Origin of the sequence: Moorena sp. SIO4A1 (assembly GCF_010672065.1) — a bacterium.
GTDB lineage: Bacteria > Cyanobacteriota > Cyanobacteriia > Cyanobacteriales > Coleofasciculaceae > Moorena.
Genome location: NZ_JAAHHX010000077.1, coordinates 1 through 11,970 on the forward strand (window position 1 = coordinate 1; position 11,970 = coordinate 11,970).

Genomic DNA, 11,970 nt, shown 5'->3' on the forward strand with positions numbered 1-11,970 from the left:
TGCGGGTACACATACGATGACCAGGTTTTGCCTGGGCTGCATCTAAATCAGCATTGGTGTCGGCTACCCAGGTGGTAATTTTCAAATCAACTGCTTCGCTCAGGGCTAGGACAAGAGCCTCTTTAATGTTCCCTGTCTTAAGGTATTGTCTAAAGTCATCTCTAGGAGCCATAATAGTACACTCGCGCTTATTAGGGTAGTTTTCTAACTTAGTTTAGATTGACTTATTATGAAGAATTTTTGATATTACCACGTCCACCCTTGGGTTGTAGTGGTAGGATTCTTTAAAGGATATAGCTGTTGTTGAGAGTTTTTCGGTGACTGTGAACACCCAACCGTCAACCGTCAACAAACACTCGGTTAATTAAATTATTTAGGTGAAATTTATATCAGATGATAACGAGTTGAGCAACTTAGCAGCGCCCATTACTGCTGAACACTTTGTCTGTCACGGAAGTAGCAGATCAAATCAATAATATTTATATTTTTTTTAGTGTTAAATAGTATTCCCTTTTTTGGAAGATAGACGCTTAGCCACTATCAGTATCGAGAGCAGAGCCTTGAGGTAGCCGACCCATGGTAGTACTCAGAACCGTAAACAGTTGTTGCAAATTTTCCAAATTTTGCTGAATAGTCTGGCGTCCTTGTTTTACCTGCTGTAGATGAAATTGCTTCAGTTCAGTGTAAGGCCCATTGCCCATAAACTCTGAACCAACTTCGTTGTTGATTTCACCATCAACAATATTCATGCTAGTACGCATTTGGCAATCAGAGGTTGGCTGGTCTAGCTCCGCTGAGGAATTAGGAGCTGGGCTAGATGAGGATACCCAAGTCGTAATTTCTAACTCCACTGCTTCACCTAGGGATAGGGTCAGAGCATCCCTAATGTTACCTGCCTTGATTTGTTGTTTAAAGTCGTCTTTAGTGGTCATGGATTTTGTTGCCTTAGTTGGGTACGGTGCGTGATAAGACGGGCTCGCAATCATTTTATCGGTCGCCAGGGTTGGGATAGTCCGTCTGGGAATATTGATAACCGGCAAGATGCCGGTTCCACCAATATGCCGGTTCCACCAATATGCCGGTTCCACCAATATGCCCGTTCCACCAAGATGCTGCTTCCACCAAGATGCCGGTTCCAACCACCGGGTCAAACAGCTTTTTAGGAGATCCACCCGTTATTAGTTTTTAGTTGTTAGTTGTTAGTTCTTAGCCAAAAATCGGTAACTTCATATCCTAGTTCCTCTAACATTCGATGGAGCAGGGGTAAGCTCAGACCGATAACATTACTATGACAGCCTTCGATTTTGTCAACGAAGAGTCCCCCTCTACCTTCCAAAGCAAAGGCACCAGCACATTTAAGGGGTTCGCCAGTAGCAACATAGGCTTCTATAGCGCGATCGCTTACATTGGCAAAATAAACTCGCGTTACACCACAGCGCACTATGGTTTTGTTCCGAGATAAGTCAATTAAAGCATGACCTGTATAGAGTTCTCCAGTAGTCCCTCGCATCTGTTGCCAACGAGCGATTGCTTCAGATGGGTTAGGAGGTTTGCCATAAATCCCACCCTCCATACTCAATACAGAATCACAGCCTAATACCAGAGCGTCACTAAATTGATCAGCAACAGTTTTTGCTTTTTGTTCAGCTAGAATCTGCACTAACGTTGCTGGCTCCGGATGCTGCACTTGAGATTCGTCAAAATTGCTTTGGCAGACCACCGGTTCAATACCAGCAGTTTGCAACAATCGTCTGCGAGCACTAGAAGCTGAAGCTAATACAAAAGTCGGCACATCCATATAGCAATTTTCAGAAACGTTTGAGCGACATTGCTTATGCTTTTAAGGCAAGAGGCAAGAGGCAAGAGGCAAGAGGCAAGAGGGTTTCACGGAAATCAGCGTCAAAAAAGACTGTACCTGATCAGCACGCCTTTGGCGAACAACTAAACAACCAAACAACCTGTAACCTTGGCCTATTGGCCACGCTACGCGAACAACCAAACAACCTGTAACCTTGGCCTATTGGCCACGCTACGCGAACAACCAAACAACCTGTAACCTTGGCCTATTGGCCACGCTACGCGAACAACCAAACAAACTGTAACCTTGGCCTATTGGCCACGCTACGCGAACAACCAAACAACCTGTAACCTTGGCCTATTGGCCACGCTACGCGAACAACCAAACAACCTGTAACCTTCAACTGTTTACTAGTTCACTGAAAATGACTTAACCACTGTCTGCAACAAATTTTTCATTTTACCCCAGCGTCGTTCGGTCGTGGAAGCATTGAAGGTGTAGAGCTTGCCACGGTTAACCACCACACTGGCGAGATTGTGCCGTTCTTGGCTGGGAAGTTGGACGTTGTATTCTAAAAGGTAATAAGTCTTGTCTGCTACCTCACGAGCTTCAGCATTAACCAACTCGGCTGTGCGACCAGAATCGGGAGGAGCAAAGGCATTTTTTTGCAGCTGATACCCCACTTCTGAGGGTGTACCTAAATCAGCAAGGGTCTTGCCTTCCGGCACTGGGCTAATCACCATACTAACATTTTCGGTGCTTTCGATAAGATCGTGGAACACTACATCCGGTCCATCAGTCACTTGGATAGGGACCCAACCGTTGGGATACAAAAACTGATAACCTTTAAGGCTGTCTACATAGCTTTGTAGACCACTGGCACCAGTTGTGCAGCCATGTATAGCCAGACTCAACACTAGCAGCAGTAGTGGTGCAATTTTCTTGAGCATCTCTTTGAGCATCTCTATTGAACGTCAACTCAGCTGCTTAATTGTCTCATCTTTAACTAATCGTACTTGCCTCTATGTATTTTCTGTTACCGGTTGGACACTCACCAGATGTGTGATAGATAGTGAAGTCAAGCTAATAGAGCGATTTTAGACAACTGCACACGGTAACAATTCTGGAAATCATCAGGCTTTGTAAGGAAAATCATGAAACCAACTTATCGAACTATCTCTAGTCTAGGAATTGCCACAATACTGACTGGCTTTACCGCAACTGTCTATGCTCAGCAGCCGCCAATTCCAGTGCCAGTGATTATCCGATCTGAGCCAGATAATCAAGAGCCGACCTCTGAGAAAGAGCCAACTAATACTCAAGCCCAACCTGCCGAAGAGCCACCAGCTAATACTCAAGCCCAACCTTCCCAAGAAAAACCGGCTGATTCTGAAGCCAAACCTTCCCAGCCAGCCAATTCTGAAAAACCCACTGTTGAGAAAGACCCTTTTAATACGGAATTGCCTGTGAGGACTATACCCCGAATGAGTGCTGTGGAATTCTACAACCGGGGCGTGGATCAACTAGATAATGGTAATTATCGAGAGGCAATGGCAGATTTCAAACAGGCTTTGCAGCTGGAACCCTATGACCCTGATATCAACTACAATCTTGGCTACGTCCACCACATTCAGGGGAATTATCAAGAAGCGATTGATAACTACACTGCTGCTATCAAGATTAAAACCGACTATGGTGAAGCCTATAGCAACCGTGGCTATGCCTATTTTGTGCAAAAGAAGTACATCGAAGCGATCGCTGATTTTTCCAAGGCTATTACTCTGACACCCGATAATGATACGGTTTATCTCAGTCGAGGTAATGCCTACTCTGAAATAGAGAACTATTTCCAAGCAATTGCCGATTACGATCGAGCTGTGTCGATTAATCCTAAAAATGCTATGGCTTACTACCAGCGTGGTTTAACTCGTAGTAAGCTCAAACAGTATCAAGCTGCTGTAGCTGATTACACAGAAACTCTAAAAATTGAACCCACTTTTGCCGATGCGTTTTATAAACGGGGTCTAGCAAGCCTTGACCTCAATAAGGTTGAGGAAGCGATTCAGGATTTCAAAAAAGCGGCTGATTTATTCCAAGAACAAGGCAGAACTGAAAATTACCAAGAAGCGATGGAAGCCATCAAAAAGCTTTAATGGCGACCGGACGCTTGAACTGAATTGGCTTTTCAACAGCTTTCTTCTGTGCAGTACCTAGCTCACACCAGAGGCTGAAAAAGCCACAAAGATCAAGCCACTTACTAAAATCAGAGCTGTTACACCCAAGATCAGGTAGTTGCGCTTTTCTGCTGCAGTGGGTGGCTCTGCCTGGTACACTTTTGGCTCTTTAGCAAAATTGTTCAAACGTCCGCCGTCTTCTACTGTATATGGCATTGATTACAACCTTTTTTTACTTTATATATATAAATGTAACAAAGAATGTAACAAAAATTGGTATAACTACTCTTCAGTTTTCCTGATCAGCTTGATTTGTTACGTTAAAGTGTTAATCCAGTCCTAGACCTTGACAAATTATTTGATATATGTATTTATAGCAGTTCTCAGAATCATCAGGTACACAGGTTTTTTTACTACTCCCTACTCCCTACTCCCTACTCCCTACTCCCGCGCAACCCCAAGGGCGTAGTACCTCACCTAATTGAGAACTGCTAGATCAGCTAGGTAATGGTACCAGTGAGGGGTGAGCTAGCACTAGCATAGTTTTTAACTGGAATACGACCAGCTAGGTAAGCCAGACGACCAGCTTCGGTGGCCATTCCCATGGCTTTTGCCATCATGACAGGATTACCTGCTAATGCGATCGCACTATTAATCAATAAAGCATCTGCCCCTAACTCCATGGCATAGGTGGCTTCACTGGGGCTACCTATGCCAGCATCTACCACCACCGGAACTCCAGCTTCCTCAATGATGATTTCAATATTGGCAGCATTCTTGATGCCCTGTCCCGAACCAATGGGTGAACCCAAAGGCATCACCGTCGCACATCCTACCTCTTCTAGGCGTTTGGCTAATAAGGGATCCGCATTAATATAGGGCAAAACGGCAAACCCTTCTTTTACCAGTTGCTCTGCTGCCTCTAGAGTACCAATGGGGTCAGGGAGTAAATACTTAGGATCAGGAATCACTTCCAGTTTCACAAAATTATTGTCTTCTTGACCCAATAGCTTCGCCATTTCCCGACCAAGCCGTGCCACTCGCACCGCTTCTTCCGCCGTTTTACAGCCTGCGGTATTGGGTAACATCCACAGTTTCCTCCAATCCAGGGATTCCGCTAGCCCTTCGTGTCCTGGTGCTTTAGTTTGTACCCGACGCACGGCCACCGTTACAATTTCACTGCCACTAGCCGCAATACTTTTAGCCATTACCTGTTGAGAGTCATACTTACCTGTGCCAGTCATCAGACGAGACCGAAAGGTTTTTCCCGCAATGGTTAGTAAATCCGGTGGTTCCGTCCCATTGTCAGAGTGAGAGTCCCGGACCGTAGCAGAATTATAGTGCAGCACTGGTGTTGAGGAGGAGTTACTAGATACACTGAGATGATGACTAAGATTAGGACTAAGATTAGGAATGCTTTGATTTGAGGCTGGTTGATGGTAAGGTCGGTCGTATCGAAATTGATCTAACAATGGGTCAGACTTTTGCTTCTCAATCAGGTCAGCCAGCAACAAAGCGGTCACCGGAGCCAGCAAAATACCGTAGCGATAGTGACCAGTAGCCAAGCTCAGGTTTTGGCATGGACTAGTGCCAAGAATTGGTAATTGGTCAGGTGTGGTTGGTCGAAATCCCCACCAACACTCATGAATCGAGCAGTGTTGAATTTCCGGATATAGCCGGATAGCTGATTTTAACAAACGGTTAATTCCAGCAGTAGTGTTGTCAGGCTGCCAACCTACATCCTCTACTGTTGCACCAATCAAAATTCGTCCATCTCGACGGGGGACTAGATAAACCTCAGAGCTGAATAACACTCGCTGTAGTGGCAAGGGGTGTTGATAATTTTTAGTGGCTTTTACTGACAGCATCTGACCTTTTTTTGGAGCCACTGGCAAGGGCAATAGTTGATTAGACCAGGCTCCAGTTGCTAGGACATAATGGTCTGCATGGAGTTCCCCTGCGGAGGTTCTAATCCCAGAGACTAAGCGATTGTGTTGCTGAATTGCCTCCACAGCTATGCCTTCACGTAGGTCTACTCCCCATTCTTGGGCAGCCAGTCGCAGGGCTTTACTGAGTGCTTGGGGGACCACCTGAGCATCTTCTGGGTACCACCAACCACCAACCACTTCTGAGCTTAAACCTGATTGATAGCAATGAATCGTATCTTTATCTAACCAGTCAGCAACTCCGGTTTTGTTGCTGACCTGCTGTTGCTGATTTCCTGGTGCCCCTTCATAGACCGGTGCTAAAAAGCCACAGGGCCAATAGCCCGTTGCCACACCAGTCATCTGTTCCAGTTTGGTACACCATTGAGGATACAGTGAGTGGGACCACAGGCCCAAATCTAGCATGGGACCGATGGGGAGCGCTTCTGAGAAGGGTGCCAACATTCCCGCTGCAGCTAGGGTGGCACCTTCTTGGAAATTGCGGGTGACAACAGTTACTGTTGCCCCACGCCGCTTCAGTTCTACAGCGATCGCTAAACCGATAATGCCACCGCCAATAATCAGAATGTCACTTGCTGCTTTCATAGGTTAAGGAGAGTGGAGACTAGGGATTGGGGAAAGTATCAAGGATGAAGTATCAAGGATGAACTATTAAGGAGGAAGTATCAATGAACTATTAAGTATGAAGTGGGAAGTGGGAAGTGTAACTCGTAGGTTGTGGATAACGTTTTTAGTCAACCTTAAGTCCGATAAACCCATTTCTTCCTTCAACCTTTATTGTTCATGCTTTCTACTTCAACCTTTATTTTTCATCCTTTATTTTTCATCCTTTCTCCTTTTCACCCATCCCCTAATCCCCAATCCCTAATCTCTTCCCCAACCTTTTAAACAACTACAGGTGCTGCCCTTTACCATAGAGCTGGTATGGGGTCATTATCTTCGTATACTACTGTACCAGAACTTCCTGTAGTTGCTGAGCTTGCTGTACTCGCTGGAGCACTAGACTCACTGATCACGGTAGTTCCTTGAGCAACAGTATCCTCCTCTGGCTCGGCAAAGGTATTAGTTGTATTTGCCTGTGCTTGTTCGAACGGTTGCTCTGGTTGAATACTCAGTGCTTCCCCTTCTGTAATTGATGGGTCTTCTGACACTTCTGGATCAGTTGGTGTTGCCTCATCCTGGTTCCTACCCAGATTAAAGAAGGGAATGTTAAAGCGAGAAGCCTTTTGTTCCTCAGGTTCAGGAAGTGGTTCTACTTGATTTGCACTCTGGGGAGCCTCTTCGATTTGGCGACCCTTACAAGCACTAACTGCTCCTAGGAGAGCAACCAGGACTAATAATTTGGTAGTTAACCTCATATATTTGTTCATACTCTGATTCGATATCAAGAATTGTGTTTGCATGACTTAATACCTGTGTGTCGAAGTAGGGAATTTACAGATGTGCCCTTTTCGGTGAACACACCCGCCCATAATATACCAGTTGAGTTCTCCGGAGGTCACTATAAAATAAAATTGTTCATTGTCTTGATGCAAAGGGCGAGTGGGGGTTTCCCCCTTTGGCCGACTACATCGCTTTGACCCTATCCCCTTTACCCATCTAGCTGCTCCAACCCTCCACCATTAGTTAAGCACTAGTTAACCATTGCTAAATGTGCCTTAGCTTACATTCTGTTAGGACTGATGGGGATATAGGGTTAACAAATGATGATTTAAAAGCTAACTGCGTCAGTGCGATCGCTAACGTAAGCATTCAGCTATCAGCTATCAGCTGATGGGTTATGGGTTATGGGAAAGCTAAACCTAACAGCTTTTGAATAAAAAAGGTAACCATTCGAATAATGCTGAGTTACGTCATAGCGTCGAAGGCTGTGCCACGCTGTTCCCGTAGCGTGGCCAACGGCCAAGGGCTTTTCCCCAGACTTGAAATTTTTTTTAAGCTGAACGCGCACGCGTGAGCTTTTAGCTGACGGCTGACGGCTGACGGCTGAATGCTTAATCGCTAACTGCTTCTGCTGATATGCAGTTAACTGTTTTAGTAACTGTTTTAGTTAACTTATCTACTTTTCTAGGGTTGCTTAGTGACGGGTAACAGTCAACAGTCAACAGTCAACAGTCAACAGTTAACCACCCGGAATTTAACTATAGCTTAACTTATGTCTTAAGCTAGGCTAGTTAAGTCTGTCATTCTCGGTAGCATGTCACCTTTGTAATTATGTACATAGATCCCCCCTAGCCCCCCTTAAATAAGGGGGGAATTATATTCACAAGTCTCCCTTATTAAGGGATAATTATATTCACAAGTCTCCCTTATTAAGGGGGAATTATATTCACAATTAACCCTTAAAAATGGATAATTATATTCACAATTAACCCTTATTAAGGGATAATTATATTCACAATTAACCCTTTTTAAGGGGGATAATGGGGGATCTGAATCAGGGATTAACAAAATTGACATGCTCCCGTCATTCACTCATTATCTCTATTCTGACTAAACTACACGTTAGCACTACTATGCTTTGGTTGATATTCGCTAGTCTAACAGCTCTTTTTGCTTCTGGCAAGGATTTGACCAGTAAGAGAGGGCTCAAAAATGTTGATGCTTACATTGTTTCTTGGGCGTTATTCTTTTTTTCTTTGCCGGTTTTACTCCCCCTCCTTTTTGTTATTGAAATTCCCGAACTAGGCCGAGATTTTGGCTTAGCATTAATGGTAGGAGGGTCTCTGAATGTGGTGGCCATGAGCTTGTATATCCAAGCATTGAGTCGCTCTGACTTATCCATTACCGTTCCCTTTGTGACCTTTACCCCGTTATTTTTATTAGTGACATCCCCAATCATTGTTGGAGAATATCCTACCCCCTTAGATATGGTAGGGATTATGATGATTGTACTTGGGTCTTATAGCTTGAATTTGAAAGAAAAAAGAAACGGTTACCTCGCCCCTTTTAAAGGGCTACTGAAGCAACGAGGTCCTAAGTTAATGTTAACCGCAGCTGTAATTTTTAGTATTACGGCCAACGTTGATAAGGTGGGGGTAGAAAATTCTTCACCAATATTTTGGGCAATTGCACTGCATACCTTTATTGCCACAGGGATGGGATTTATTATGCTGTATAAATCAAGAGGTAAATTAAACCAAATTCCAAAATAATTACTGTCTATAGTTCCTATTGGTTTCTTTCAGGCTGGAGCAATTTTGTGCCAAATGACAGCTCTCGAAATGACCTTTGTTAGCCACGTGATTGCTGTTAAACGCATGAGTGCTTTAATTAGTGTAATCTTAGGATGTCTAATTTTTAAAGAACCGGGAATTCAGGAAAGAGCAACTGGAGCAGCAATTATGGTATTGGGAGTTTTACTGATTAGTTTATCGGGACATTAGGATTGGGTTTTAGGGAAAAGGGAGCAGGGACTTCGGAGCAGATGTAGGGTGGGCAGTGCCGATTAAATCTATTACAACCTGATATTATCCGTCTGAACCACTGCCCACCCTACGATTAATTTATTCCCGATTCCCGATTCCCGATTCCCGATTCCCGATTCCCGATTCCTTATTTATTAATAAAAAAAAATTCCCAAACCCCTTGACAATTAGTCAATAAATTAATATATTAATATTATACCTAGTTCAAACACGGAACTCCAAATGACTAACAACATTAATCCCAACTCAGATGACAATCTCAACAATCCTAATTCCCCAGAAAACTCTGGTGACCAATGCCGTAAGTGCAAAAAAGCCAAGCACGTCTTGGTCGGTACTCCTGAACAGGTTCGCAATACCATTAATGCGGTGTATGCCCTTAAGTATGCACACCCGGACGAATGGAGCACTCCGGAGCCTACCGGAAAACCTGGTCAGGTGATGACGTTTTTCATTCGATACTTTTATGTAGACTAGGATAGGAATTTGCCAGGGATGAAAATCCCTGGCCCACAGGAATCGTGAGGGTTATGTTGCGAAAATTGTTTTGTGAAGCAGGATGAAGCAGTATGAGTTGGGATGTTGTTGGTTTCCAGCAGTTGCTGACTAACTCAACAACAATGTCATAGTCGATTTGGAGTTGTTATCATATAAGTACAGCTAAAGCTGTTCTTGTGACATATTCAAAACTTGAATGCGGTCAAGAATTGGGTTTAACCAAACTTGACCGATTTTTTTTAGGAAGTCGGGAATCGGGAGTCGGTAGGCCAAATATAGCAATTCTGTTTCCCATGAGGTACAAAGGGATTCGTATAATATACAATACAATGTAGTGCCCTCTAAATAGTCTGATATGTCTGAAGGAGTGCAAGACAAGTGCGAATCAGCAGGGAGAGACTGCAATATCCCTAGGTTTATTAAATTAACGTAGACGGGGTTAAACGATCTATGCTGAAAAGGTTGATATGGTCAAAGATCGGTTTCATTTTGTTGTTAGAACTGCTTTAGAAAAAGACAACTGGACGATTACGGCAGACCCTTACGAAATTAGGATCGATGATGTCTATTTTGAGATTGATTTAGGAGCGGAACAACTATTAGCAGCAGAACGAAAAAATCAGAAAATTGCTGTTGAAGTCAAAAGTTTTATCAGCCCATCCAAGGTTTCCGACTTTCATATGGCATTGGGGCAATTCCTCAACTACCGAGATGCACTGGCAAGGATGGAAGCCAATCGCCAGCTTTATTTGGCTGTGCGAGAGCCAATTTATGAGAGTTTTTTCCAGCGACGCTTCATCATGGCAGCAGTTGATCGTTATCAGATTAGATTACTAATTTATGATGTGAAACAGGAGGTAATTGTTCAATGGCTGTAGAGCAATATCGCCAGTATATTCGACATCTTCTTTCCGAACGTGCTCAACGGGCTTCACGGCAAACAATTGCACCAGAGTACGAGGTTCAGACTGTCTTTGATACAGAGCAGGATCACTACCAACTGCTCTATGTTGGTTGGCGTGGCAATAAACGTGATTTTGGCTGTATTTTACATGTTGATATCAAGGGTGGAAAAATTTGGATTCAGCATGACGGCACCGAAGAAGGACTTGCCAACCGATTAGTGGAAATGGGAGTTCCAAAACAGGATATTATTTTAGCTTTTCATGAACCTGAAGTACGCCAGTATACTGGTTTTGGTATAGGTGAAGGGATTGTTAATTAATCTAATCGTAAGCATTCAGCTTATGCGCACGCTACTTGAGGTGCTATCAGCTGTCAGCTGTCAGCTAATGCGCTACGCGCTTGACCGATTTTTTTTAGGGAGTCGGGAGTCGGGAGCCCAACAGTCACTTACCCCTTCAACGGTTACATTCAAGCATAAGATTGACGGATTACTTGTATCTTCCCACTAGATACAGTTTCGGGTTTTGGACTGACGCTAATTTCAATAGTTTGACCTAATGCTACCAAAAAAAATAATAGCTTTTCCAAGGAAAACCCTTGCAAGCGACCATTTTTTAAATCCATGAATTGAGGAGGCTCAATTTTTAAAATCATAGCTACATCTGAATCAGTCAGTTGTCTTTCATCAATCAGATCGTAAATGAGTGAAGCTAGTTTAACCTTAGCCAACTTTTCTTCAGCATTAATAAATCCTAAATCTGCAAAAATGTTACCTGAGCTTACAGTATAATCTGGCATTATTTTATCCTTGGTGCTATTAATCTTGTTGTTTAGCAATATCTTGTGCTTGTTTTAGGCGTTCTTTAATTAAATTCATAGTCTGCTTTGGGGTTTTAATACCTGTTTTTGACTTTTTTTTAAAGGCGTGGAGAACATATATAGTATTCCCAAGTTTGACAGCATATACTGTTCTGTAAGTATCTGTTTTATAATCGGTGACAATTTCTAACACTCCATTTAATCCTTTCAAAGGTTTAATATGAGGATGATTTTTGTTTTTTTGAACCCGATAGAGAATGTAACCAACTTCATCGATGACATCTTCAGGAAACCCTAACAGTTCCTTTTTTGAAGGTCCCACCCAAATAAGATTTTTCAGTAATTCATCTCCCATGTTGACATTTGGCATCTAGATCGTAAAGTTGCTCTTGTTGACTTTT

Annotated in this window: 17 protein-coding genes and 1 pseudogene; 8 read left to right on the plus strand and 10 right to left on the minus strand. The window is 43.4% G+C overall.

Annotated features, from left to right (window positions below):
• Positions 1-530 precede the first annotated feature (530 nt).
• Positions 531-1,172, minus strand: coding sequence for a hypothetical protein (locus F6K53_RS30495; protein ID WP_293028476.1), 642 nt, complete (start codon positions 1,170-1,172; stop codon positions 531-533).
• A gap of 20 nt (positions 1,173-1,192) precedes the next feature.
• A complete protein-coding gene (locus F6K53_RS30500; protein WP_293063992.1) occupies positions 1,193-1,798 on the minus strand; it encodes a nucleoside triphosphate pyrophosphatase in 606 nt (201 codons plus the stop codon).
• Between the two features lie 20 nt (positions 1,799-1,818).
• Between F6K53_RS30500 and F6K53_RS30505 the strand changes: the two genes are divergently transcribed.
• On the plus strand, positions 1,819-2,010 hold the full coding sequence (locus F6K53_RS30505; RefSeq protein ID WP_293063990.1) for a hypothetical protein: 192 nt from the start codon (positions 1,819-1,821) through the stop codon (positions 2,008-2,010).
• Positions 2,011-2,208: 198 nt separating this feature from the next.
• On the opposite strand, the gene psbP is transcribed toward F6K53_RS30505, so the two are convergent.
• Positions 2,209-2,748: a photosystem II reaction center PsbP gene (psbP, locus tag F6K53_RS30510; protein WP_293028483.1), complete on the minus strand. Its 540-nt coding sequence runs from the start codon at positions 2,746-2,748 to the stop codon at positions 2,209-2,211.
• 204 nt (positions 2,749-2,952) lie between these two features.
• Here psbP and F6K53_RS30515 point away from each other — a divergent pair, with 204 nt between their 5' ends.
• Entirely contained in the window at positions 2,953-3,951 is a 999-nt protein-coding gene (locus tag F6K53_RS30515; RefSeq protein ID WP_293028485.1) for a tetratricopeptide repeat protein, read from the plus strand.
• Positions 3,952-4,008: 57 nt separating this feature from the next.
• Here the strand turns inward: F6K53_RS30515 and F6K53_RS30520 are convergent, their stop codons facing one another.
• Positions 4,009-4,188 (minus strand): ssl1498 family light-harvesting-like protein, encoded by a 180-nt coding sequence (locus F6K53_RS30520; protein WP_293028487.1) that lies wholly within the window; start codon positions 4,186-4,188, stop codon positions 4,009-4,011.
• A gap of 130 nt (positions 4,189-4,318) precedes the next feature.
• Here F6K53_RS30520 and F6K53_RS30525 point away from each other — a divergent pair, with 130 nt between their 5' ends.
• Positions 4,319-4,441 carry a hypothetical protein gene (locus F6K53_RS30525; RefSeq protein ID WP_293028490.1) on the plus strand — a complete coding sequence of 41 codons (123 nt, stop codon included), beginning with the start codon at positions 4,319-4,321 and terminating at the stop codon, positions 4,439-4,441.
• 31 nt (positions 4,442-4,472) lie between these two features.
• Here the strand turns inward: F6K53_RS30525 and F6K53_RS46055 are convergent, their stop codons facing one another.
• The 3 genes and pseudogenes from F6K53_RS46055 to F6K53_RS30535 all read right to left on the minus strand — a co-directional run bounded on the left by F6K53_RS46055 (position 4,473) and on the right by F6K53_RS30535 (position 7,276).
• Positions 4,473-5,246, minus strand: coding sequence for a thiazole synthase (locus F6K53_RS46055; RefSeq protein WP_364300727.1), 774 nt, complete (start codon positions 5,244-5,246; stop codon positions 4,473-4,475).
• A gap of 219 nt (positions 5,247-5,465) precedes the next feature.
• Positions 5,466-6,503: pseudogene (thiO, locus tag F6K53_RS46060) on the minus strand (glycine oxidase ThiO); the annotation flags it as partial.
• 323 nt (positions 6,504-6,826) lie between these two features.
• Positions 6,827-7,276: a hypothetical protein gene (locus F6K53_RS30535; RefSeq protein WP_293045234.1), complete on the minus strand. Its 450-nt coding sequence runs from the start codon at positions 7,274-7,276 to the stop codon at positions 6,827-6,829.
• A gap of 1,158 nt (positions 7,277-8,434) precedes the next feature.
• Between F6K53_RS30535 and F6K53_RS30540 the strand changes: the two genes are divergently transcribed.
• From F6K53_RS30540 to F6K53_RS30550, 3 genes are all read left to right on the plus strand, one after another.
• A complete protein-coding gene (locus F6K53_RS30540; protein ID WP_293063984.1) occupies positions 8,435-9,073 on the plus strand; it encodes an EamA family transporter in 639 nt (212 codons plus the stop codon).
• 54 nt (positions 9,074-9,127) lie between these two features.
• Entirely contained in the window at positions 9,128-9,304 is a 177-nt protein-coding gene (locus F6K53_RS30545) for a hypothetical protein (protein WP_293063982.1), read from the plus strand.
• A gap of 264 nt (positions 9,305-9,568) precedes the next feature.
• Positions 9,569-9,823 carry a hypothetical protein gene (locus tag F6K53_RS30550; protein ID WP_293045230.1) on the plus strand — a complete coding sequence of 85 codons (255 nt, stop codon included), beginning with the start codon at positions 9,569-9,571 and terminating at the stop codon, positions 9,821-9,823.
• Positions 9,824-10,006: 183 nt separating this feature from the next.
• On the opposite strand, the gene F6K53_RS30555 is transcribed toward F6K53_RS30550, so the two are convergent.
• The gene (locus F6K53_RS30555; RefSeq protein WP_293063980.1) at positions 10,007-10,174 is read right to left on the minus strand and encodes a hypothetical protein; all 168 of its coding nucleotides are present in this window, start codon (positions 10,172-10,174) and stop codon (positions 10,007-10,009) included.
• A 137-nt stretch (positions 10,175-10,311) separates the two neighbouring features.
• Between F6K53_RS30555 and F6K53_RS30560 the strand changes: the two genes are divergently transcribed.
• Both F6K53_RS30560 and F6K53_RS30565 read left to right on the plus strand, forming a co-directional pair.
• Positions 10,312-10,722 carry an element excision factor XisH family protein gene (locus tag F6K53_RS30560; protein ID WP_293063978.1) on the plus strand — a complete coding sequence of 137 codons (411 nt, stop codon included), beginning with the start codon at positions 10,312-10,314 and terminating at the stop codon, positions 10,720-10,722.
• A complete protein-coding gene (locus F6K53_RS30565) occupies positions 10,713-11,069 on the plus strand; it encodes a XisI protein (protein ID WP_293028519.1) in 357 nt (118 codons plus the stop codon). The genes F6K53_RS30560 and F6K53_RS30565 overlap by 10 nt, the downstream gene beginning before the upstream one ends.
• Before the next feature lie 149 nt (positions 11,070-11,218).
• Here the strand turns inward: F6K53_RS30565 and F6K53_RS30570 are convergent, their stop codons facing one another.
• Together F6K53_RS30570 and F6K53_RS30575 are read right to left on the minus strand one after the other, a co-directional pair.
• Positions 11,219-11,548, minus strand: coding sequence for a helix-turn-helix transcriptional regulator (locus F6K53_RS30570; protein ID WP_293028523.1), 330 nt, complete (start codon positions 11,546-11,548; stop codon positions 11,219-11,221).
• A 19-nt stretch (positions 11,549-11,567) separates the two neighbouring features.
• Positions 11,568-11,924, minus strand: a complete 357-nt coding sequence (locus F6K53_RS30575) for a type II toxin-antitoxin system RelE/ParE family toxin (RefSeq protein WP_364300724.1) — start codon at positions 11,922-11,924, stop codon at positions 11,568-11,570.
• Positions 11,925-11,970: the final 46 nt, after the last annotated feature.

Bases quoted from the DNA above. Each gene is read 5' to 3' on its own strand.
- F6K53_RS30565 (WP_293028519.1), top strand. From the start codon at position 10,713: ATGGCTGTAGAGCAATATCGCCAGTATATTCGACATCTTCTTTCCGAA.
- F6K53_RS30535 (WP_293045234.1), bottom strand. From the start codon at position 7,276: ATGAGGTTAACTACCAAATTATTAGTCCTGGTTGCTCTCCTAGGAGCA.
- F6K53_RS30570 (WP_293028523.1), bottom strand. From the start codon at position 11,548: ATGCCAGATTATACTGTAAGCTCAGGTAACATTTTTGCAGATTTAGGA.
- F6K53_RS30575 (WP_364300724.1), bottom strand. From the start codon at position 11,924: ATGGGAGATGAATTACTGAAAAATCTTATTTGGGTGGGACCTTCAAAA.
- F6K53_RS30550 (WP_293045230.1), top strand. From the start codon at position 9,569: ATGACTAACAACATTAATCCCAACTCAGATGACAATCTCAACAATCCT.
- F6K53_RS30515 (WP_293028485.1), top strand. From the start codon at position 2,953: ATGAAACCAACTTATCGAACTATCTCTAGTCTAGGAATTGCCACAATA.
- F6K53_RS30500 (WP_293063992.1), bottom strand. From the start codon at position 1,798: ATGGATGTGCCGACTTTTGTATTAGCTTCAGCTTCTAGTGCTCGCAGA.
- F6K53_RS30540 (WP_293063984.1), top strand. From the start codon at position 8,435: ATGCTTTGGTTGATATTCGCTAGTCTAACAGCTCTTTTTGCTTCTGGC.
- psbP (WP_293028483.1), bottom strand. From the start codon at position 2,748: ATGCTCAAGAAAATTGCACCACTACTGCTGCTAGTGTTGAGTCTGGCT.
- F6K53_RS30545 (WP_293063982.1), top strand. From the start codon at position 9,128: ATGACAGCTCTCGAAATGACCTTTGTTAGCCACGTGATTGCTGTTAAA.
- F6K53_RS30520 (WP_293028487.1), bottom strand. From the start codon at position 4,188: ATGCCATATACAGTAGAAGACGGCGGACGTTTGAACAATTTTGCTAAA.
- F6K53_RS30560 (WP_293063978.1), top strand. From the start codon at position 10,312: ATGGTCAAAGATCGGTTTCATTTTGTTGTTAGAACTGCTTTAGAAAAA.